At 71.8% G+C, this 20,356-nt stretch carries 17 protein-coding genes and 1 pseudogene; 11 read left to right on the plus strand and 7 right to left on the minus strand.

What is annotated here, in order from left to right; all coding sequences use genetic code 11:
* Positions 1–65: 65 nt before the first annotated feature.
* Positions 66–944, minus strand: coding sequence for an RNA polymerase sigma factor SigJ (gene sigJ, locus ALMP_RS22630; RefSeq protein ID WP_375803519.1), 879 nt, complete (start codon positions 942–944; stop codon positions 66–68).
* 134 nt (positions 945–1,078) lie between these two features.
* Positions 1,079–2,002 (minus strand): zinc-binding dehydrogenase, encoded by a 924-nt coding sequence (locus tag ALMP_RS22635; RefSeq protein ID WP_264931115.1) that lies wholly within the window; start codon positions 2,000–2,002, stop codon positions 1,079–1,081.
* 97 nt (positions 2,003–2,099) lie between these two features.
* On the opposite strand from ALMP_RS22635, the gene ALMP_RS22640 reads away from it, so the two are divergent.
* A complete protein-coding gene (locus tag ALMP_RS22640) occupies positions 2,100–2,540 on the plus strand; it encodes a MarR family winged helix-turn-helix transcriptional regulator (RefSeq protein ID WP_264931117.1) in 441 nt (146 codons plus the stop codon).
* Positions 2,541–2,756: 216 nt separating this feature from the next.
* The gene (locus ALMP_RS22645; RefSeq protein ID WP_264931119.1) at positions 2,757–3,617 is read left to right on the plus strand and encodes an oxygenase MpaB family protein; all 861 of its coding nucleotides are present in this window, start codon (positions 2,757–2,759) and stop codon (positions 3,615–3,617) included.
* A 115-nt stretch (positions 3,618–3,732) separates the two neighbouring features.
* Here the strand turns inward: ALMP_RS22645 and ALMP_RS22650 are convergent.
* Together ALMP_RS22650 and ALMP_RS22655 are read right to left on the minus strand one after the other, a co-directional pair.
* Positions 3,733–4,104 (minus strand): annotated as a pseudogene (locus tag ALMP_RS22650) (sugar-binding protein); the annotation flags it as partial.
* A gap of 118 nt (positions 4,105–4,222) precedes the next feature.
* Complete coding sequence (locus ALMP_RS22655) at positions 4,223–4,507, minus strand: hypothetical protein (protein ID WP_264931121.1); 285 nt, start codon at positions 4,505–4,507, stop codon at positions 4,223–4,225.
* A gap of 323 nt (positions 4,508–4,830) precedes the next feature.
* Here ALMP_RS22655 and ALMP_RS22660 point away from each other — a divergent pair, with 323 nt between their 5' ends.
* Complete coding sequence (locus ALMP_RS22660) at positions 4,831–5,307, plus strand: hypothetical protein (protein ID WP_264931123.1); 477 nt, start codon at positions 4,831–4,833, stop codon at positions 5,305–5,307.
* Between the two features lie 36 nt (positions 5,308–5,343).
* Here the strand turns inward: ALMP_RS22660 and ALMP_RS22665 are convergent, their stop codons facing one another.
* The gene (locus tag ALMP_RS22665; RefSeq protein ID WP_264931124.1) at positions 5,344–6,291 is read right to left on the minus strand and encodes a helix-turn-helix domain-containing protein; all 948 of its coding nucleotides are present in this window, start codon (positions 6,289–6,291) and stop codon (positions 5,344–5,346) included.
* A gap of 100 nt (positions 6,292–6,391) precedes the next feature.
* On the opposite strand from ALMP_RS22665, the gene ALMP_RS22670 reads away from it, so the two are divergent.
* On the plus strand, positions 6,392–7,435 hold the full coding sequence (locus ALMP_RS22670; protein ID WP_264931127.1) for a trans-acting enoyl reductase family protein: 1,044 nt from the start codon (positions 6,392–6,394) through the stop codon (positions 7,433–7,435).
* Between the two features lie 178 nt (positions 7,436–7,613).
* Here the strand turns inward: ALMP_RS22670 and ALMP_RS22675 are convergent, their stop codons facing one another.
* Together ALMP_RS22675 and ALMP_RS22680 are read right to left on the minus strand one after the other, a co-directional pair.
* Complete coding sequence (locus ALMP_RS22675) at positions 7,614–8,723, minus strand: hypothetical protein (protein WP_264931129.1); 1,110 nt, start codon at positions 8,721–8,723, stop codon at positions 7,614–7,616.
* Positions 8,724–8,807: 84 nt separating this feature from the next.
* Positions 8,808–8,978 (minus strand): hypothetical protein, encoded by a 171-nt coding sequence (locus ALMP_RS22680; protein WP_264931227.1) that lies wholly within the window; start codon positions 8,976–8,978, stop codon positions 8,808–8,810.
* 242 nt (positions 8,979–9,220) lie between these two features.
* On the opposite strand from ALMP_RS22680, the gene treS reads away from it, so the two are divergent.
* The 7 genes from treS to ALMP_RS22715 all read left to right on the plus strand — a co-directional run bounded on the left by treS (position 9,221) and on the right by ALMP_RS22715 (position 20,331).
* A complete protein-coding gene (treS, locus tag ALMP_RS22685) occupies positions 9,221–11,446 on the plus strand; it encodes a maltose alpha-D-glucosyltransferase (RefSeq protein WP_264931130.1) in 2,226 nt (741 codons plus the stop codon).
* Positions 11,447–11,782: 336 nt separating this feature from the next.
* Positions 11,783–12,604: a hypothetical protein gene (locus ALMP_RS22690; RefSeq protein WP_264931132.1), complete on the plus strand. Its 822-nt coding sequence runs from the start codon at positions 11,783–11,785 to the stop codon at positions 12,602–12,604.
* An 85-nt stretch (positions 12,605–12,689) separates the two neighbouring features.
* A complete protein-coding gene (locus ALMP_RS22695; protein ID WP_264931134.1) occupies positions 12,690–14,003 on the plus strand; it encodes a hypothetical protein in 1,314 nt (437 codons plus the stop codon).
* Between the two features lie 39 nt (positions 14,004–14,042).
* The gene (locus tag ALMP_RS22700) at positions 14,043–14,447 is read left to right on the plus strand and encodes a hypothetical protein (RefSeq protein ID WP_264931136.1); all 405 of its coding nucleotides are present in this window, start codon (positions 14,043–14,045) and stop codon (positions 14,445–14,447) included.
* A gap of 23 nt (positions 14,448–14,470) precedes the next feature.
* A complete protein-coding gene (locus tag ALMP_RS22705) occupies positions 14,471–14,710 on the plus strand; it encodes a hypothetical protein (protein ID WP_264931138.1) in 240 nt (79 codons plus the stop codon).
* 60 nt (positions 14,711–14,770) lie between these two features.
* Positions 14,771–16,561 (plus strand): hypothetical protein, encoded by a 1,791-nt coding sequence (locus tag ALMP_RS22710; protein ID WP_264931140.1) that lies wholly within the window; start codon positions 14,771–14,773, stop codon positions 16,559–16,561.
* Positions 16,558–20,331 (plus strand): AHH domain-containing protein, encoded by a 3,774-nt coding sequence (locus tag ALMP_RS22715; RefSeq protein WP_264931142.1) that lies wholly within the window; start codon positions 16,558–16,560, stop codon positions 20,329–20,331. Before ALMP_RS22710 ends, ALMP_RS22715 begins: the two co-directional genes overlap by 4 nt.
* Positions 20,332–20,356: the final 25 nt, after the last annotated feature.

Here is a 20,356-nt window from a genome sequence, read left to right on the forward strand (position 1 = left end):
GGGACCGGGCGCGGGGTCGGCGGTCTCCGTGAAGGGCAGGCCGTCCGCAGGTTCGTGGCGCACCCCTACGACGTCGTCCAGGGCCGGAGTTTGTCGGGGTTGAGCACGCCCCAGATCCGCTGGATCCGGTCGCCCGCGATGTCGAACGCCAGCACCGAGACGGTGACGCCGTCCAGCTGGGCCGCCAGGCCGGGCTGGGCGTTGACCGTGCACTCCCTGATCGTCACATGGGGCACCGCACGGGCCCGGTCGGCGAAGAAGCGCGCGACCTGCTCGGCGCCTTCGACCGGGTGGAGCGCGGCCGGGGCGATCCCGCCGCTGTCGCCGCTCGCCGTGGCGTCGGGGGCCAGCAGGGCGATGAGGGCGTCGATGTCCTTCGCCTCCCACGCCTGCTTGAAGGCTCGGACGACGGCGGCACGCTCGGCCGCCGGAGTCGCGGGCCGCTGTGCCGCGCGCATGCGCCGGCGGGCCGACGAGGCCAGCTGACGGCACGCCGCCGGTGTCCGGCCGACGATCTCGGCCACTTCGGCGAAGGGGTAGCGGAAGACGTCGTGCAGGATGAACGCGACGCGTTCGGCCGGGGTCATCGATTCCAGTACGACGAGGAAGGCCATGTTGATCGACTCGTCGAGGGTGACCCGGTCGGCGGGGTCGACGGCGGTGCCGTCCCACCGCCCGCTGATCCACTCCGTGCGGTCGGGCAGCGGTTCCGGGATCCATTCGCCCACATAGCGCTCCCGTCTTGCCCGCGCCGAGCCGAGCAGGTCGAGGCAGATGCGGCTGGCGACCGTCGTCAGCCAGCCGCCGGGGGAAACGATGCCGTCCCGCTGCTGCGGGGACATGGCGTACCAGCGGGCGTAGGTCTCCTGGACGACGTCCTCGGCTTCGGCCAGGGAACCGAGGAGCCGGTAGGCGAGATTGATCAGCTGACGCCGCTCGCCCATGATCGCGCTCAGGGCCGGATCGGGCCTGCCGTCTCCTGGCTGGGACGTGTTGTTCACGGTGTCGTCGACTCCCTCGCTCGCTCTGCCTTCACCGGTCCGACGAGACACCGCACCGAATGGTGAGTTCGCCCTTCCTACGGCACCAGGACGACCTTCCCCCGATTGGCCCGGTCCTCGATCGTGGCGTGCGCCCGGGCCGCGTCCGCGAGGGGGAACACGGCGTGGACCGCGGGGCGCAGCGCCCCCTCGGTGAACAGCCGCCACAGCTCCTCGATCCATCCCGCATACCGCTGCGGCTGGTTCCTGGCCACCATCGCCACCTGGAAGCCGATGGCCGACCTGCCGCCTACGAGGAGGTCGTACGCCTCGATGGTGCCGCCGCCCGAGCTGTACTCGACCAGCCGTCCACCCGGCGCGAGCGCCTTGAGGGCGGGAGCGAGCAGCGTGCCGCCGACCGCGTCGAGCACGATGTCGACCGGCTCGCCCCAGCTCTCCTGCCCGTAGCTCACCACGGCGTCGGCGCCGAGGGAGCGTACGAAATCCGCCTTGGCGGGGTCGCCCACGGCGGCCACGACCCGTGCGGCGCCCCTCAGCCGGGCCAACTGCACGGCGAGATGGCCGACCCCGCTCGCCGCCGCGGTGACCAGAACCGACTCGCCCTTCTCCGGGCGCGCGGCCTCCAGGGCGCCGAGCGCCACCACACCGCTGCGGACCAGGGCGACCGCGTCTGTCCCGCCGGTGCCCGCCGGAACGGGGGAGGCCATCGTGGTGTGCAGCAGCGCGTACTCCGCGTACGCGTGTCCGAAGCAGAGGCCGGTGACCCGGTCGCCCGGTGCGTATCCGGTCACTCCGTCACCGACGCGCACCACTTCACCGGCCAGCTCGCCACCGAGCGGGACGGGCCGCGCGCCTTCGCGTACTTTGCGTACGACGGGGAGCGTGACGCCGATCGCCTCCGTCCTGATGAGCAGTTCACCGGCTCCGGGCTCCGGCACGGGGACCTCTTCCTGGAACAAGGCCCCGGGGCCACCGCTGTGTTCGTACCGAATGCGCCGCATGCGTGATCGCCTCCCGACAACTTCGCCATTCGTTGGAGTTCCCAACGGTATCGATCAATCGTGGGGAACTCCAACGTTTTCTCGTATGCTGCGGCGCATGGCAGACAACCCGCCGGCGCCCAGCCGGATCCGGGCCCTCCCGAGCTGGCTCCTCGGCCGGGCGGCGGCCCGTGGACGCGGCCTGGTCGCGGATGCCCTCGCGCGACACGACATGCGGATGTGGCATCACGTGGTCCTCGCGGCCGTCGCGGATCTCGGCCCGGTCGCCCAGGCAGATCTCGGCAGGGCGGTGGCACTCGACCCGAAGGACCTGGTCGGCGTCCTCAACGATCTCCAGGCGGCGGGCCTCGTCGTCCGCGCCCCCGACCCCGCCGACCGCCGCAAGAACGCGGTCGGTCTCACCGCCGAGGGCGAACGGCGCCTGGCGGAGTGCGCGGAGGCGGGGGAGCGGGCCAACGACGAGCTCCTCGCCCCCCTGTCGGCGGCCGAGCGCGATCAGTTCCTGGACATGCTGCGGAGGATCATCGGGGTGCGGTGATCCGCCTCCGCCGGAGGTATCTCGGTGTCTGCGTATGGGATGCCGGGATGCCGGGATGCCGGCGTCTCGGCATGCCGGTGGCGCGGCGCAGTCGACGCGGGCGGTGGCGGTCGCCGGTGAGCTGCCGTGGTCCGGCGGCTCATGGCCGGCATCGGGGGCTTCCCGGATTCGGGCAGGTGTGCGGGACACTGGGCAGCAGGAGAGGGGAGGCCGACCGTGCTGACCGTAGTCCGTGAGCAGCTGGGCCGGGCCCTGTTCCGCCGGGTCGCCGGTCCCGACGGGCCGGCGACGCGTGCCCGTATCCACGACACCCCCGGACCGCGCTGGTTCGGGCCGGACCGCCCGATCCGCACGGTCCACGGCGACGCCTCCATGTTCATCGGCGGGCTGAGCGCACTGCTGTTGCAGTCCCTGCATCCCCTCGCGATGGCGGCGGTGGCAGGGCACTCCGGTTACCGCGGCGACCCGTGGGGCCGCCTCCAGCGCACCAGCACCTTCCTGGCCGTGACGACCTACGGCACCGCCGCGGACGCCCAGCGGGCGGTCGACCACGTCCGCGGCATCCATGAACGGATCCGCGGGACGACGGCCGAGGGCGTGCCGTACCACGCGGCCGATCCGCACCTGCTCGGCTGGGTGCACGTCGCCGAGACGGACAGCTTCCTGCGCGCCCACGAACGCTACGGCGCCCATCCGCTGGACGCCGCCGGCTACGACGCCTATGTCCGCGACACCGCCCGCGTCGCCGAGGCGCTCGGGGTGAGCGACCCGCCGCGCGACCGCCGCGAGCTGTCCGAGCGCCTGACCGCCTACCGGCCCGAACTGCGGGCCACGGCCGAGGCCCGGGCCGCCGCCCGCTTCCTGCTCCTCCAGCCTCCCCTGCCCCTCACGGCACGGCCCTTCTACGGCGGGCTGGCCGCGAACGCCGTCGCGCTGCTCCCGCCCTGGGCCCGGAGCATGCTGTGGCTGCCCCGGGTGCCGGTCGTCGAGGACCTCGCGGTACGCCCCGCCGGCCAGGCCCTGACCCGGACCATCCGCTGGGCCATGAAGCCACCCCGGCAGTCCCGGCCGGCCTGAGCGCCCGGCCTTGCCCGGCACGTCAGCACCTCCCGTCGGAGTCCGACCACCCGCGGGTCGGCGGCGGCGCGGGGACGGGGGTTACGACGCTCGAGGGGCGGGCCGGTGCGCGACCTCAGCGAGAGCGTCGCGGTCCCACCGCGAGGGGGACGCCGGTGCGGTGGCTCTGGGCGACGGACGCGGGTGAGTCATGGCTGTCGGCCGCTTCCAGGGGGATCACCGCGGGGCCGGGGACGATCGGCCGCCCGGGCGGAGGCGGGTGGCCGGGCAGGCGCAGGGCGCCCCACACGGAGGGGTCGGCCTGGGCGCTGCCGAAGGTGGACCAGGCCAGGCGGGACTGCCCGGTACGGTCCTCGGTGTCGGAGTCGTAGACCATGATGTTCCCGGTCAGGCCGACCGGGTCGGCGGCAGCGGGCAGATCGGCGAGGGAGATCCTCACTTCGACCGTGTAGCCGGTGTACGGCGTACGGACGGTGGCGGCCCACCGCGTTCCCGGCGCGTTCGTCGCGGCCGGACCCTGCCGGTGGTCGGCGTCGCGGGCCGCGCACGGGCCGCCCTCAGCCGGGCGGCGGAAGCAGCCGTGGCGAGGCGCTGTGCGGCGCCCCTCAGAGCAAGGGCTGCCACTCCTCGCCCGTCGCCCACTTCCGCCGGTACACGACGCCGGGAGTGCCCAGGGCGAGAGCGACGGCGTCGGGCGACGGCTTCATCCGGCCCGCGCTTGTGTGCACGCGCCGGTAGCCACGCTCGCGCATCAGCCGTGCGGCGGCCGTCCAGTTGGGGGCGGCGACCAGCACCTCGTCGTTGGGGTCGCACGCTCCGCTGCCGTCGTCGAGGACCGCGATGGCCACCCCCAGCGACCCGGATCGGACGAACCCCGTCATACCGCTCATGGCTCCCATCTTCCTGTTCTGCATGGGCGACGAACCCGCCGTCAAGCACGGGCATGTATCACAGACATGACTGTAGATCAGGCCTGCGCACGGGCCGACTGCCTCGCCCGCGCCCACGGCGACCACCGCACCGCGTACGCCCGCTACTAACAGCGGATGCGCACCTTCATGAGCCTCAGCCAGGCCCTGGCCACGGAGAACCCAGGCGGACCGGCCTCCGAGGCGTCCATCGCGCACGCCAGGAACGCGCTGTCACTGGACACCTGAGCGCGGCAGTGGTCAAGTCGGTGTGGTCGAGTGCGTATCAGCGGTGGGAGGCGAGAGTGGACGCGGAGCGTCGGCGCGTCGAAGTCCAGCTCCCCGAGGGGTCCTGGTGGGACTGGGACGTCATCGCCTGGGACGCCGCGGAGCTCCGGCTGGCGGCCGGGCACGATCTCACCTACCACCACGGCTTGGAGCTGGTCTTCGGCGACCCGGCCTTCGTCAGCTGCCCGGCGCGGTTCTCCGATCCGGTGTTCCGCGCGCCGACGAGCGAGGAGTACGGGAGAGTCACCCGTCAGCTCGGCGCGGAGCCGCCGGTGCTCGTCGCCTTCGAGGCGGACGCGGGCGGGCTGGAGCCCGTCGGCTGTCTCATCGCCGCGGAACGGGTCGAGGTCGTACGGGAGACCGTTCTGCGGTACTGGCGCGCTGACGCTGCCCCTGGTCAGCGGTTTGCGGGGTGGGTGCGGCCTCCGGCACCGGCGGCCGAGGACACGGCCACCACGGCGCGGACGGACACGGCGAGCCGCCGCCCCCGGTGAGGCGGCGGCCGTGCTCACGGCGTTGATGGAGCTGGCTCACGCCCGGAAGGTGCGGCGGTAGGCGTCCGGCGACACACCGATCGTGCGGTGGAAGTGGCGGCGTAGGGTCGTCGCCGTGCCCATGCCCGCGGCCGCGGCGATCGTGTCGACACTGTTGTCCGTACTCTCCAGCAGCTCCTGCGCACGGCGGATCCGCTGCGTCAGCAGCCACTGCAGGGGAGTGGTGCCGGTGATCGAGCGGAAGTGACGGCCGAGGTGGCGTGAGCTCATGTTCGCCTGGCGGGCCAGATCCTCCACGGTCAGCGGCTGGTCCAGCCGCCGCATCACCCAGGGGAGCAGCTCGGCCAGCGGATGGCCGTCCTGGGCGGGCACCGGAGTGGCGACGAACTGGGCCTGCCCACCGGCCCGGTGGGGCGGCACGACCAGGCGGCGGGCGACCACGTTGGCGATCGCCGAACCGTGATCGCGGCGGACCAGATGCAGGCACAGGTCCATCGCCGCGGCCTTGCCCGCGGAGGTGAGCACGTTGCCGTTGTCGACGTAGAGCACGTCCGGGTCGACCTTCACCCGGGGGTAGCGCGCGGCAAGTTCCTCGGTGTGCGCCCAGTGCGTGGTCGCGCTCAGCCCGTCCAGCAGGCCGGCGGCGGCGAGCACGAACACGCCCGTGCACAGGGAGACCACCCGCGCACCCGACGCGTGGGCCACGCGCACCGCCTCGACGAGGTCGGCCGGCGGGTCCACGCCGACGTCCGCCAGGGCGGGGACGATCACGGTGCCGGCGTGCGCGAGCCGGTCGAGCCCGCAGTCCGGCTCCAGCAGGAACCGGCCGACCCGCACGGCCTGCGTGCCGCACACGCTGACGTCGTACCAGGGACCGGGCACGGCGGCCGGGGCGGAGCCGAAGACCTCGTACGCCAGGGCCAGCTCGAAGTGGAGCATCCCGTCGGTGGCGGCGACCGCGACGGACCGCGGAACAGAACTCATGTCGGGAATTGTACGGGTCATGTCGTTCCGGACACTGGGCGTCGGAGGGCCGCCGCGGACAGGATGGGCGCACTGGACCACTTCGAGCACGGGAGCAGGCATGGGATCGGGTCGGAACGTGGCGGTGTACGGCGCCTACGGGCACACCGGGCGGTTCGTGGTCGCGGAGTTGATCGAGCGCGGGTACCTCCCGCTGCTCCTCGGTCGCGACGAGGACAAGCTGCTGACCCTCGCTCGGACGCTACCGGGGCTCGAGGCGCGGCGTACGACGGTCGACGACCCGGCCTCGCTCGACCGCGCGCTGAACGGCGCGATCGCGGTGATCAACTGCGCCGGACCCTTCGCCGCGACCGCCGCTCCACTCGTCGAGGCGGCGCTGCGCTCCGGAATCCCGTACGTCGACGTGGCGGCCGAGATCGAGGCGAACCTCGACACGTTCACGGACTTCGCGGAGCGTGCCCGCGCCGCGGGCACCGTGGTGGTCCCGGCGATGGCTTTCTTCGGCGGCCTCGGTGACCTGTTGGTCACCACCGCGATGGGCGACTGGACGGCGGCGGACGAGGCGCACATCGCCTACGGCCTCAGCAGCTGGCACCCCACCGCCGGAACACTCGCCTCGGGCGTGGTCTCCGGAGAGCGACGCGGAGGCCGTCGCGTCCGCTACTCCGGCGGACGGCTGGCATACCACGACGACGCTCTGCCGACCCTGGAATGGCCCTTCCCGGCACCGCTCGGCCCCCAGAGCGTCATCGGGGAGTTCACCATGGCCGACGTCGTCACCGTGCCCAGCCACCTGGCCGTCCCGGAGGTGCGCACCTACATGACCGCGAGAGCGGCCGCGGACCTGTCCGCTCCCGGCGCCTCGGCACCGACCGCCGTCGACGAACGCGGCCGCTCCGCGCAGACCTTCGTCGTCGACGTCCTCGTCCGCTCCGGCGCCACGGAACGCCGCGCGGTCGCCACCGGTCAGGACATCTACGCCATCAGCGCGCCGCTCGCGGTGGAGGCCGTCGACCGCGTCCTCACCGGCCGCACCCGGACCACCGGCGTCGCCTCCGCGGGCGCGGCCTTCGACGCCCCGGACTTCCTGCACGCCCTCTCCCCGCACCTCACACTGCACGCTCCACTCGACACCCGCGGCTGACCGACGACCCGCGCCGGGCGCCGGCCGTGGCCGGCCCGTTCCCGGCGCGTGTCCGCCGACGGGCACGCGGGCCGGCCCCGCACCTGTGGAGTGCCGGCCTTCCCGGTACCCGGCGGCGATGCCGCCACGCGAGGCAGGCCCCCGGGCGCGTCCTCCGACGTCTTGTCGGATCACAAGCTCATCGCGGTGCCGTCCCGGGTTCGTCCGCCGCGGACGGGTGGGCGTACCCGCCTTCGACGAACGGGATGAACCACGACCCGAACGCCATGGGCGTGATCCCGAGCGCCGCGCCAGCCGTTCCCTCGTCGGTCCCGTCCGTCGAGTCGTCGTAGAGCCACTCGTGGCGCATGTCCTCGTACACGTTGTCGGCGAACACGGTGAGAGCGGTGGACACCTCGTCGTCGAGAAGCCCGTGCCGCTCCAGGGTCGTGGTCGCCGCGCCCAGCAGGAACCTCAGGGCGAGTTCCTCGGCCACGCAGCCCAGTCGGCGGAAGCTGCCGTCGGTGAAGCGGGTGGTCAGGGCGATCACGGTCACGAGGAAACGGCGGGCGAACCCGGCGTCGTACCGCAGGGCGTACCGGTCGGGAAGGCGCTCCAGGTGCCACAGGGGTCCCTCGCACTCCGCGACGTTGGTGTCCTCCTGCGTCAGGACCTGTACGTCTTCGAACAGCTCGCGCACGAGGCTGTCCGCCGCGTGGACCAGGGCCCCGGCGGCGAGTGCGGCGCTCTCCGGCGGGACGGCGATCTTCCCGTCGACGCCGAACACCGCCGACGGGAACGAGCGCAGTTCGTCCGCCAGCCCCACCATCCGGCGTCGCACGGCCTCGGTCTTCGCCTCGGCACCGTGACTGTCGTCGGTGTCCTCGGTGGTCGGTCCCCCGGTGTGCCGGGCCTTGCGGGCCGCCGGGTCATCGGGCGGTGCGTCGGGGCCGCCGGCCGCGTCGAGGCTCTCCCTGGCCAACTGCTGGTGCAGCTCGACCTCGCACCGTTCGATCTTCCATTCCGCCAACAGCTCGGTGCGCTCCAGCAGCTCATCCACGAGCAACTGCACCGTGTCCTCGGCGGATTCCAGCGTCCGGGCGTCCACGATGACCTTCAGATGGGCACCGCCTGGGTAGACGGCGACGATGCTGTCGAGGAGATCGACTTTCACCCCGTCGGATCCCTCGACGGACCTGACCGAGTCGAATCCGTCCTCGATGAGCGCCACGGCGCCCGCTCGTTGCAGTGGGTCCATCTCCGGAGCGCCGTCCGGGATGCGGGTGTCCACGGTCACTATGTACGTCACATGGCAGAGCCTGGCAGGAAGAAACCGTTCTGTGCGCAGGAACGGTCCGGTGGCGCGCCGCGAACCTGTCGGCGCCGCGGACACTCAGCCCGCCGCGCGAGGCTTCACGGGCCCGACGCTTCCCCCGGCCCACGCGGCATGAAGGATCAGGACGCGTCCCGTGCCCTCGACGTACTGGAGATCACGGCTGTACCCGCCGGCGATCGTCGTCTGGTACTGCTTCCACGTACCGGTGCTCTTGCCGGACTCGTTCACCCACCGAAAGCCTTTCGCACGCCGATGGCGACCGCGTATTGACCTGGCGGTGCCCGGGCTTCCGCGGGCCCCGGCGGGCTGCGCCCAGGCCATGACCCACCCGCGGTCGGCGCGGGTTGCGGGATCAGACGAGCAGCCTCGGTGAGGTCTCTGTTCCGCGAACGTGGGCCATCCCACGGCCCCTCAGGGGTAGCCGACTCAAGGAACCGAAGGAACAGGGAGAAGGAACAGGGAGAAACCACATGACGGATGAGCCGGCGGCGGCCGACGGTTCGTGGCAGAGCCAGCACGGACCGACAGAGATCACCTACTCGGAACAGTTCTATCCGGCGCGGCCCCGGTCCCTGCGGCCGCGCGCCCGGTTGCGGCCGCCCGAACAACTGCCCCCGCCCGATGAGCGCAACGGTGACGCCGTCGGCACCAACCCCACCTATGTGCATTGGCTACGACGCCACTCCATGCTGCAGGACGCCCGAGACCTCTCCGTCCAACTCACCGGACAGGGCAGCATGTGGCAGAACCCCTTCGCGCGCCCCGATCCCAAGGCCGCCGTCACCGCGGCGCCGGTGTGGTTCACGGCGTACCCCATCTCCCTCATCACCCGCCCCGGACACAGCTTCCTCGACACCCTGGCCGACCCCGACCTGTGGCGTGTCTTCTCCGACATCGGCATCCGAGCCGTGCACACCGGGCCGGTCAAACGGGCGGGCGGGATCGCCGGCTGGGAGACCACTCCCAGCGTCGACGGCCACTTCGACCGGATCAGCACCGCCATCGACCACGCCTTCGGGACGGACGACGACTTCCGGCGCATGTGCGAGGTGGCCGCCGACCACGGCGGCACCGTCATCGACGACATCGTGCCGGGGCACACCGGCAAGGGGCCCGACTTCCGGCTCGCCGAAATGAACGTCGACGACTATCCCGGCATCTACCACATGGTGCAGATCGCCCCCGAGGACTGGCACCTGTTGCCCGCGGTGCCGCCGGGGCGTGACTCGGCGAACCTGGACACCGAGGCCGAGGAAGCGCTGGAGAAGGCCGGTTACATCATCGGGCGCCTCCAGCGGGTGATCTTCCACGACCCCGGTGTCAAGGACACCAACTGGAGCGCGACGCGGCAGGTCATCGGCCCCGACGGCGTCACCCGGCGCTGGGTGTACCTGCACTACTTCAAAGAGGGCCAGCCGTCCATCAACTGGCTCGACCCCACCTTCGCGGGCATGCGGCTGGTCATCGGCGACGCCCTGCACTCCCTCGGCGACCTCGGTTCGGGCGCGCTGCGCCTGGACGCCAACGGGTTCCTCGGCGTCGAGAAGAGCGCCGAGGGCCTGCCGGCCTGGTCGGAGGGACACCCGCTGTCCGAGGCCGCCAACCAGCTGATCGCCAGCATGGTAAGGAAGATGGGCGGCTTCACCTTCCAGGAGCTGAATCTGACCGTCGACGACATCAAGATCACGTCCGAGGCCGGCGCGGACCTGTCGTACGACTTCGTCAACCGGCCCGCCTACCATCACGCGCTGGCCACCGCCGACACCGAGTTCCTGCGGCTGACCCTCGGCATCGCCCTGGAGAGCGGGGTGGCCGCCGCCAGTCTCGTGCACGCCTTGCAGAACCACGACGAACTCACCTACGAGCTGGTGCACTTCGCCACCCTGCACAAGGACGATCTCTTCACCTACCACGGTGTCGAGGTCACCGGCGGACAGCTGGCCGAACACATCCGCGCGGAGCTGGTGCAGACGCTGACCGGGCCGAGCGCCCCCTACAACGCCATCTTCACCACGAACGGCATCGCCTCCACGACGGTCAGCGTCATCGCCGCGGCCCTCGGGCACACCAGGCTCGACGACCTCACCGACCAGGACGTGCGCGACATCAGGCGGGCCCACCTGCTCCTGGCGATGTTCAACGCCCTGCAACCCGGCGTGTTCTCGCTCTCCGGCTGGGATCTGTGCGGTCTGCTGACGCTGCCGCGCGAACGGGTGCGGTCGCTGCTGGCGACCGGCGACACCCGGTGGATCCACCGAGCCGCGTACGACCTGCTGGACTACCGGCCCGACGCGACCGTGTCCGGTTCGGGCATGCCCAAGGGGCACAGCCTGTACGGCGGTCTTCCGGCGCAGCTCCAGGACCCCGACTCCTTCGCCTCGCGCCTCAAACACCTGCTGCGGGTACGGGAGGAGACGGGGATCGCCACGGCCGACCAGCTCGAGATCCCTCCGGTTCCGCACCCCGCGCTGCTCGCCATGGTGCACCGCATCGACCGGACGGGACAGATCCAGGCGACCGTGCTCAATTTCGGCTCCACGGCCGTCTCGGGTGCCGTCGCGTCGGAGCACTTCCAGCCGGGCTGGCGGGCCCACGACGCCCTGACCGGCAGGGACGTCGGGGTGGTCGACGACATGCGGGCGGTCTCCGTCGCACTGCCCGGACACGAAGGGCTCTGCCTCGTCTTCCGGGCGTAGCGCGAGCACGGTGTGCCGCTCGCGCCGGCGCCGGGCTTCACCGAGCAGGAGCTGCGCGAACGATACGGGTACCACCCCGGGCCCGAGGGCAGCAGCGGCTGCGATGCGGCGGGGCGCCAACTCCTGTGCCGACATGTCGGGTCGGCCCATTTGAAGCGTGAACCATTGATGGCGAGCGGGTACTTCGCCCTGCGGCAACCGGCAACTCCCGGTGCCCCGGACCGTCCGCCCTGAGGTGCCGCGGCGCCCCGATCGGCTTACGGTGAATACAGGTCGCCCCTCCTCGCCGGGCGCCGTCAAGTCGTCCGAGTGCCGCCCCGTGCGTCTGGAATCGTCATGACCGGATTCCCCGACAAGATGATGATCCGCTATCTGGACCCGGCGCAGGTCGGCCGACTCCTGCGGCCCGAGGACGACCCGGAGAGCGATCGGCTGCGATCCCTCCTCGCCGCGGTCTACGAACCGAGCCGACTGGAGGTCCGGTCCGTCGACTCGGTCACCGTCACGGCGAAGGACTTCCAGGTCCCGGTGAGTGTCCCCTGGAGGGCGCACGGGAGCTGGGAGAAGCTGCTGCCGGACGTCGCCCAGTCCAGAGCGGTCCTGGAGATGCCCTCCGTCACCGCGCCGCACTGGATCGACCTCGCACTGGACACGGTCGTCACGGCGCGCGTCGCCCTCACCGAGGGGGCGCTGGAATCCATCGACTCGGAGGACGTGTCCGCTCTGCCGGAGGACGAGTTCGTCGCCCGGTTCGACTTCCTCGACCTCGCCGAGCTGATGCGCCGTGCGAAGGTCGCCGACTACCGGGATCTACAGGACCAGTTCCCTCGCTTGTACCGCCTGCACTACGCGCAGGCGCCCCCGTTCGATCCGAACGCGCCGGCGCGCAGTTACCGGCTGCGTATCTCGGTGCTCTTCTTCGCCGAGTTGGACCTCGCGGCGTCCCTGCGCCGGCTGGCCCAGTGCCGTGGCGCGCAGGACGACTCACGCCCGCGTCCCGACGCGTACGACGGCGGGGCGCTGCTCGCCACCAGCGCGTGGCTGGCGGTCTTCCCCGCTGCCGCGCTCACCGTCCCCGACCCACCCGGATCAGCGCGGGAGGTGTCCGATCTGCTGGCTGCCGAGGGCTGTGTGACCGCCTTCGTCGACGCCGAGTGAGCGGTGCCGGGCAGCCGACCGAGGAACGGACCGGTGGCACGGTGCGGCGCCGGTACGCGGCACGGAAAAACGTAAGGAGCCGTCGATGACGGTCAAGTACATCGAAGTCCGGCCCACGAGCGACCTGTTCGCGCCGGCGGTCCGGGCCTTCGGAGACATCGCGATCATCGGCAGGGCCAGTGGCTTCGCTGCCGCCGCACCGTCCCAGCCCAAGGACTTCAGCAACCCGGCGGACATCGCCACGGCGTTCCCGCGCGGGAGCACCGCACTCGTGAGCAACGCGGCCAAGGGCGAATCCGCTGTGGTCGTAGCCAAGACCGCGCGCAAGGACACGGCCATCCGCATCGGAACGGCCGACAACGGAGAGGACCACAAGGTGGTGAGTTCCGCGGCGAGTGCCGCGAACTTCACCCTCACCCTCGACTCCCCTTTGCAGGAGGCGCGCCCGTCCGGCACGGCCGTCACCGAGGCGACCGTCGGCGACAGCGCCCTCGCCCGGGCGGTGCGGATCGCCTTCGGCCAGTCCCCGCCCCCGACCAAGGTCTGGGGTGTCCCCGTGGATACGGACAGACCCGAGGCGTGGGATGCGGCTCTGACCGAGGTGGCCAAGCTCAACGTGCAGTTCGTCGTCCTGGCGGACACCCCCCTGAACAGCGCCAACAGCACGCTGATCGGCAAACTGGCCAGCCACGTCGCCGCCGACCTGGGCGACGGCAAGGAACGGATCGGCGTCGCGATGTTCGACTCCACCCTCAAGGCGGACGAGGCCGTGAGGCTCATCACCGGGTCCGTCAAGAGTGAGCGGATGGTCCTGGTCGCCCACAAGTCGTCGGATGACGTGGCCGCGGCGACCGCCGGAGTGATCGCGGGCTACCGTCCGCACATCTCCATGCTGCTCAAACCGATCAGCATCGCCATGACCGAGATGTTCTCGGACTCGGACATCGACGTGTACGACCGGAACCTGGTCAACTGGATCACCAGCCCCGTACTGCTCCCCGGCCAGGCGCTCTACCTGGGGGAGGGCTACACGGCGGACGCCAGTCGCAACAAGAAATACATCGACATCGTCCGCACGCTCGACGACGTCAGCTTTCAGATCAAGGCCACGTTGATCGACGCCATCGGCGACCTCCGGATCTCCCGGGTGGGGCTGCGTACCGTCGTCACCCTGGTGCAGTCGGTGCTCTCCCCGCTGGTGGCGCAGCAGGTGATCGAGGACTTCTCGGTCGTGGTTCCGCTGCTGACCCTTTTCGACAAGGAGCCCGCCGATCTCCTTCCGGCCGAGGCTCAGCAGATCAAGCAGGCCCGCGCACGACGTTCGGTCGACATGACCATCCAGGTCGTCTACGCGGGAGCCGTCCACCGGCTGAGGATCGACCTCGTCTTCACGGGCTGACCAGGCCCCCTCAGGCCGAGCCCAAGGAAGTGAAAGACCATGCCCGAAGCCCTGAAGTGGGACACCCGGCTCGCCGTGATGCTGAACGGCACCGCGGTGACTCCCATCGACTCGTTCAACCCGACTTTCAACGTCCCCGTGCAACCACTGCACTCGCTGGAGGCCGACAACGTCGCTTACGTCGTCCAGCCCAAGGCGTTCACGTTCACCATGGCGGTGAAGGCGATCGGCCCGGTGGTGGCCAAGCTGACCGCCATGGCGATGGAGCACACCAAGTTCACCGTCGCGGTCCAGCAGGCGAAGGGCTCGGACTGGGCGTTCGAGGACATCGCCTTCAACAGCTGCTACATCACATCCGTCGCCAACACGATGGTGATCGACGGAGTGCCCACGACCACGTTCAACTGCATCTGCCTCGAGACAGTGCCCAAGGCCAAGGGCTGATCTCCCCAGGGTGGTGAGGACCCATGACGGAACCGGACCAGGAGAACGCACAGTCCGTCGAACGCGCCGGACTCGTCGAGGTGCACGAGGGCGACAAGGTCGTCCCGGCACCCGGCTCGGAAGCGGCCGTGTCGGCCCGCTCCGGCACCGAGGTGCACTACTACTTCCCGATCCACGTGGTGCTGACCGGAGACATCGGGCCGGAGACGAGGAAGAGCATCGAGGACGACATCTGGGACCAGCTGTACCACGCGTTCCGCTGAGACCGACCCGTCCGGCGGGCCGGGAACCGGCGTGCCGACTGGATGATCCGAGGAGCCGGAATGCCGCGGATATCGTGCCACTTCCCCATCACCGTGTCCGTCGTCGGTGAGCCGTCGGCAGCGGATCTGGAGGAGCTCGGGCGGATCGTCGAGGAGGCCCTCGCCGCACGGCTGAACCAGGCCCGGAACCATCTGGCGACGGTCAGCGGCCGGGAACCCGCGCGGCTCGCCCTGGCCCAGGAGCCCCTGCGTGCGGACCGCATCGACGAGGGCGGCCGGGACTACCGGGTCCCGTCGTACGAGGGCGGAGGCGCGCTGAAGTCCGTGCCACTGGCCACGGCCGCAGGACGGACGGGCGACGACCCGGCGGTGCTCTCGGACGCGGAACTCGACACCGAGTACGCCCACGCCCGCGACTGGCTGCTGGGGCACCCCCACACCGACCCGGCCCACGCCACGACCGAGGCGTATCTGCGGGCCCTGGAGGGCGAGCTGAACCGCCGGTCGGGCCGCGCGTCGCCGGCATCAGCGGCCGGCGCGCCACCCACGGCCACCCCGGCCGTCCCGCAGGCCGGCCCGCCGCTCCCGCCGGTACCGGTCGCCGGCCCTCCGCCGCCGACCGACGCGCCGCTCCGGGTCACCGCGGCTCACGCGGGAGGTGCGTACGGCGAGCACGACCTGCCCTTCCTCCTCGGGGAGCGCGGCTTCCGCATGGTGATCACGTCGTCCGGTACGGGAGCGCACAGACTGACCGGACACGGTGTCGACGCCATCGCCGTCCATCCGCAGAGCGGCGAACTGTGGCTCATCGACAACAAGGCCTCCGGAAGCACCGGCCCCGCCAAGGGCGGGTCCGCGACCGCCCTGGGAAGGAACCTGCGCGCGAGCCTGGAAGAGGCCACGGCCAAGGTGCGTGCGATGCCCGACTTTCCCGAGAAGGCGGATGTCCTGCGACGACTGGAGGGTTCACTGACGGCCGTCCGGGCGGGCCGGCCGATCCCACCGGGGCTCAATGTCAAGCTGAAGGTGACCAACGCCGGTGGCTACGCGTCCCACGCGACGGGGCTGCCCCGCGGAGTGGAGTTCGAGGACCTGGTCGGTCCCGACGTCAGGGCCGCTCGCCGGGCCGACGTCACCGCGGCCGGGGCAGCCGGAGTCGCGCCGGGACGTCCGGCCTCCCACTCCGGGACCGAGGCCGCGCGCCGCCGGGTCGGCGGGGCGCTGTCCCGGCAACCGCTGCGGGTGCCGGTGAAGGTCCGGTTCACGAGCGGACTGCGCGGCGGCGGGATCGGCCTGCTCAAGATCGTCGGGGCGGTCGTCCAGGTGGTCGTCGGGGCCCGGCTCCGGCAGGAGTACGAGACCCGGAAGATCCAGGAGTGGACCGAACCCGAGTTGAAGGCGATGGAACCGGAGATCCAGACCCGCGTCGAGAACCGGCTCGAGGAGCTGGTGGACCTCCAACTGGCCCGCCCCGGCCAGCCCGTGTACGCCGTCGTGGAGATCCTCGTCACGATCCACCGCAAAGGCTCCGGTGAGCGTCTGATCGGCGCGGAGGCCGCGCTGGTCTCGGTGAGCGTCGGGGCGGAGCGGGTCGAGCGCACCGAGACGAACCGGGTCACGACCGGAATCCCCTGGGTGACAGGGGAGTGGCCGCACGACCTCGTCCGTACGACGCACTCGATCGAACTCGAGCCGCTCGGCAGAGCGGACCTGATCGCCGTGCTCCGGGCCCGGATCGAGGCCGAGGAGTCCTCGGTGGCGGAGAGCTCGATGACCCCGGAGGAGCACCTCGCCTCCCAGCGCCGACGGGACGCGCTCGTACGGCGGTTGGCCGAGTTGGAGGCGTCATGAGCCGGGGCGGAGACGTCCTCCACGTCCGGCCGCACCTGCCGGACGGGGATGCGCTGACCTTCGAGTCGACGGGCGGGCGGGAACTTCCGCCGGACCGACGGCGGGCGCTCGAGGACGTGCTGCTGGGTGCCGTGGCACGAGCCGTGGAATCGCTCCAGCCTCCCGATCTGCAGGCCGTCGGAGCCGCTCCCGCGGCCGGTCCGGCGCAGGTGGCGGTCGAGAGCGTGGCGGAGCGGGCCGACCTGTCCGAGCCCGCGGCGGCCGCGCCGCGCAGTGGTCCGCGGCTCGCGTTCACGGTGCCGGCCGATGTCGCGGACGCCACCGAGGACGGCGGCGCCACCGGTGGCGCCTCCGCCGGTCCCGTCGATGTCTCGGCAGAGGTTGCCGGTGCCCCCGGGACCACAGGTGACACGCGTGCTCCCGAGAGCGCGGGTCAGGCGGCCGAAGCCGAGCCGGTCGAAGCGGTGTCGGCTGAACCCGCGTCGGTCGAAGCCGAGCCGGCCGGACCCGAACCGGTCGAAGCCGAGTCGTCCGAACCCATGGCAGCCGGTCCGGTGGGCCCTGCCCGCCGGGCGACCGTACCGACCACGCCCACGGGTGAGGCTCGCACCGCGGTACCGTCCGCCACCGTTCCCGAGCCGCCGGAGGGCGAGGCGGGGGAGCCGGCCGGAGCGGACCGGGTCGTGGAAGGCCCCAGCTCCCTGGACCGCCACATCGTGATGCCCCTGACCGGCGGCCGGGTGGCCGCCCTGGGCGGTGAACCGCGCCATGTGCGTGCCCGTGACCTGACCCGGGCGATCCAGCTCGGCCTCGGGGTCTTCGGCACGACGTCCTTCGCCCTGCTGGAGGGCCCGGTGGGGGCCAGGGAGAGCTGGGTGTGGGCGATCGGGACCACGCCCACCGTCTCCAACAACGACCTCAGGCGCACGCAGGCCCGTCTGCCCGTCGGCCGCGAGATGCAGCCGGTGACAGGCGGCGAGATCTATCGCAGCCTCGTGGACGACGCCGGCGACCGTTACGCGGTCCTGGCCGTGGTGACCAAGGAACACCATCCCGTGACGCCCGATAAGGAGGCCGGCCGCGCCTTCGCCGAGCGGATGGCCCGGGGCGGACCGGGACTGTCCGAGGAGGAGACCCGTCAGCTGGTCTTCGGGGACCTCGACCAGTTGGTCGAGCAGGTGCTCGGCGGTGACGCGACCCGCCTGCAGGAGGCCGCCGACCGCCTCGCCCGGTTGGGCGTGGACGCGTTCGACCTGGTCGACTGGCCGACGAAGTCGCGGTACGTGCAGGTCCTGATCGAGGCGTGGACGATGGCGGAACACGAGCGGGCCGTCGTCGACATCATGAAGTCGCTCAGGAGCGTCGTGGAACTCCAGGCCGTCCGCGAACGACTGGCCGAAGCCCATGTCGCCGAGAAGTTCTTCGACGACATCGGAGACACCTTGTGGGACCTGCTGATCACCGTCGGCGGCAGGTTCGGCGGCAAGGGCCCGCTCACCGTCGACAGCGTGACGCGGCTCTTCCGCGAGGCGTTCGCCCTGCCGCCCGAGGTCAGGGAAGCCATACGCAGGGACGGGCCGACCGCCGTGGCGGGACAGGTGGCACGCTCCCTGTGGCTCGAGGTCGAAACGGCCATCGGCGCGGTGGTGAACCTGCTGTACGGCATGGTCGAGGGACTGGCCCTGGTGCTGACACGGCCTGCCCAGGTCGTCGAGGGTCTGAGCGAACTGGCCCGGCTCGTCGTGCTGTTCGAGCTGGCCGGATACGGCTACGCCCCCGCACAGGCCGAATGCGCGCTGCTGGTGAAGCAGATCGGTCCCAAGCTCGTGGCCGGCCTGCGCGGCGCGGCGCTCCTCCACGTCGGTGAGCGGGCGTTCGCCAAGGTGCGCTCGGCCGTGGTCGTGGAGGTGGCGTCCTGGTTCGTCGGGATCGGTGAGATCAAGGCCGCGGCGGAGGCCGCCGGGATCGCGGAGAAACTGGCGGTCGTGGCGCGGTTCCTCTCGCTGATCGGCAAGGTCGCCAGGACCGCCGAGGGCGAGCTGATCGCCCGTCGGCTGGTCCGGGTGGCCCGGGCGATGCGCGCCGGCAGCGCCATCCTGCGCGAGGTCCGCGCGGACGAGGAGATCCTCAGGCTGCTCTCCGCCCTGCCCGCCGAGGACGAACGCCGCCTGGGGCTGCTGCTCCAGCGTGTCGACGTCGCCGAGGGCACCACCCTCGCGGAGCTGGCCGCCCATCCGGAGCTGGGGCCCGCCTTCCGGGCATCGCTGCGCAAGGCCGAGATCCTCCAGACGCTCGCGGCCAAGTCGGGCGGTCTCGGCGAGGAGCTGGTCCAGGCGTTCCGACGGCTGGCCGGGCCCGAAGGCATCGGTGAGCGGGAACTGGCGGCGTTGGCCGATGTGCTCAAGCCCGGTGACGGCAGCCTGCTGCTGGCGACCCTGGAACACATCGGCTACGACCGGATCGGACCGGGAGCGGAGGTCGGCGCCCAGTTCCTCACCGTGCTGGCGGCGGAGACCCTGCGCATGGACGCCGTACGGGAGGTCGGCCGTTCGGTGGTGGCACTCGCCTTCGAGCGTGCCGCGGGGGACACGGCGGCCCTCGACCGGACCCTGCGGGAACTCGCCCGCCTCCAGGCCGAGGCACGCCGGCAGGGCAGGACGGCGGCCCTCGCCGAACTGCTGGAGGCCCTCGAACGGGGAGACCCGCTGGCCTGGCGCCTGGTGGCGGGCGCCGAGAGCGCCGCCACGGTCGAGCGGACCGAGGTGCTGGCCCGCATCAAACGCCTCCGCGCCCGCTACCGGACCCGGGCGGCGAACCGGCGGGCCATGAAGAACCTCCTCGACCGGCTCCAGCGGCTGTCGAAGACCGATCCGGCGCTCGCCCTGGAGATCCTCGTGGAGTTCGAGGCGCGACGCCCCGACCGGGCGGGCCGGTTCGCGGACGACGCGGAGCTGGCGGCGGCCTTCGAGGACGCGGCGCGGCACGCCGGTCCGGAGGAGGCCCGGCTGCTCGACGAGTCCGACGACATCCCCGCGGACAAGGCACTGAGCCCACGCGACCGGCCGCATGAGCCCGGTGGCGCGAACAGCGCCGCGTCCGAACTGGCGGCGGCGATGGGACCGGGCCCCGCCGGGCACGATCCGCACCACATCGTCGCGGACAAGGACGCTCGCGCCGAGGTGCCCCGCCAGATCCTGCGGCAGGTCGGCATCGAACCCCGCAACTCCGCGCTGAACGGCGTGTACCTGCCGCGGACCTCGCTCGATCCGGGGATCGTCCCCCAGGCGGCCACCAGGCACCAGACCGTGCACACCAACGCGTACTACAAGAAGATCACCCGTGAGCTCCTCGACGCCAGGCGGGAGGGGAACGTCCACGGCCGCCTGGCGGAGATCAAACGGCAGCTCACCGACAACCCCTCCTTCCAAGGCTGGGCCGGCTTCGACGAGGCCGAGAGCTACGCCGACTGGCTGGCGCGGCACCGGGAGGAGGTCGACTGGCTCACCGACGACGAGTTCGAGCACGTCGTCGACAGCGCCCGCCGAGCGGTTCCCGAGCCGGCGGCCCCGGCCGCCACCGGCGGTGTACGGATCGAGGGGGAGCCCGCCGGGCCGCCGGGAGCTTCCCGGACCGCAGCCGAGCCGCCGGCCGGTCCCCGCATCGCCGCCGAGCCGCCCGTCCCCGACGCGCCGTACGGCGAGATTCTGGACGACGTCCCCGAGTCCGAACCCGCGCCCCGCAAGCGGCGCCGGTCCCCGGGACCCGATTAGAAAAGGCAGGCGCACGCCATGGTCG

Source organism: Streptomyces sp. A012304, from assembly GCF_026008495.1.
Classification (GTDB): domain Bacteria; phylum Actinomycetota; class Actinomycetes; order Streptomycetales; family Streptomycetaceae; genus Streptomyces.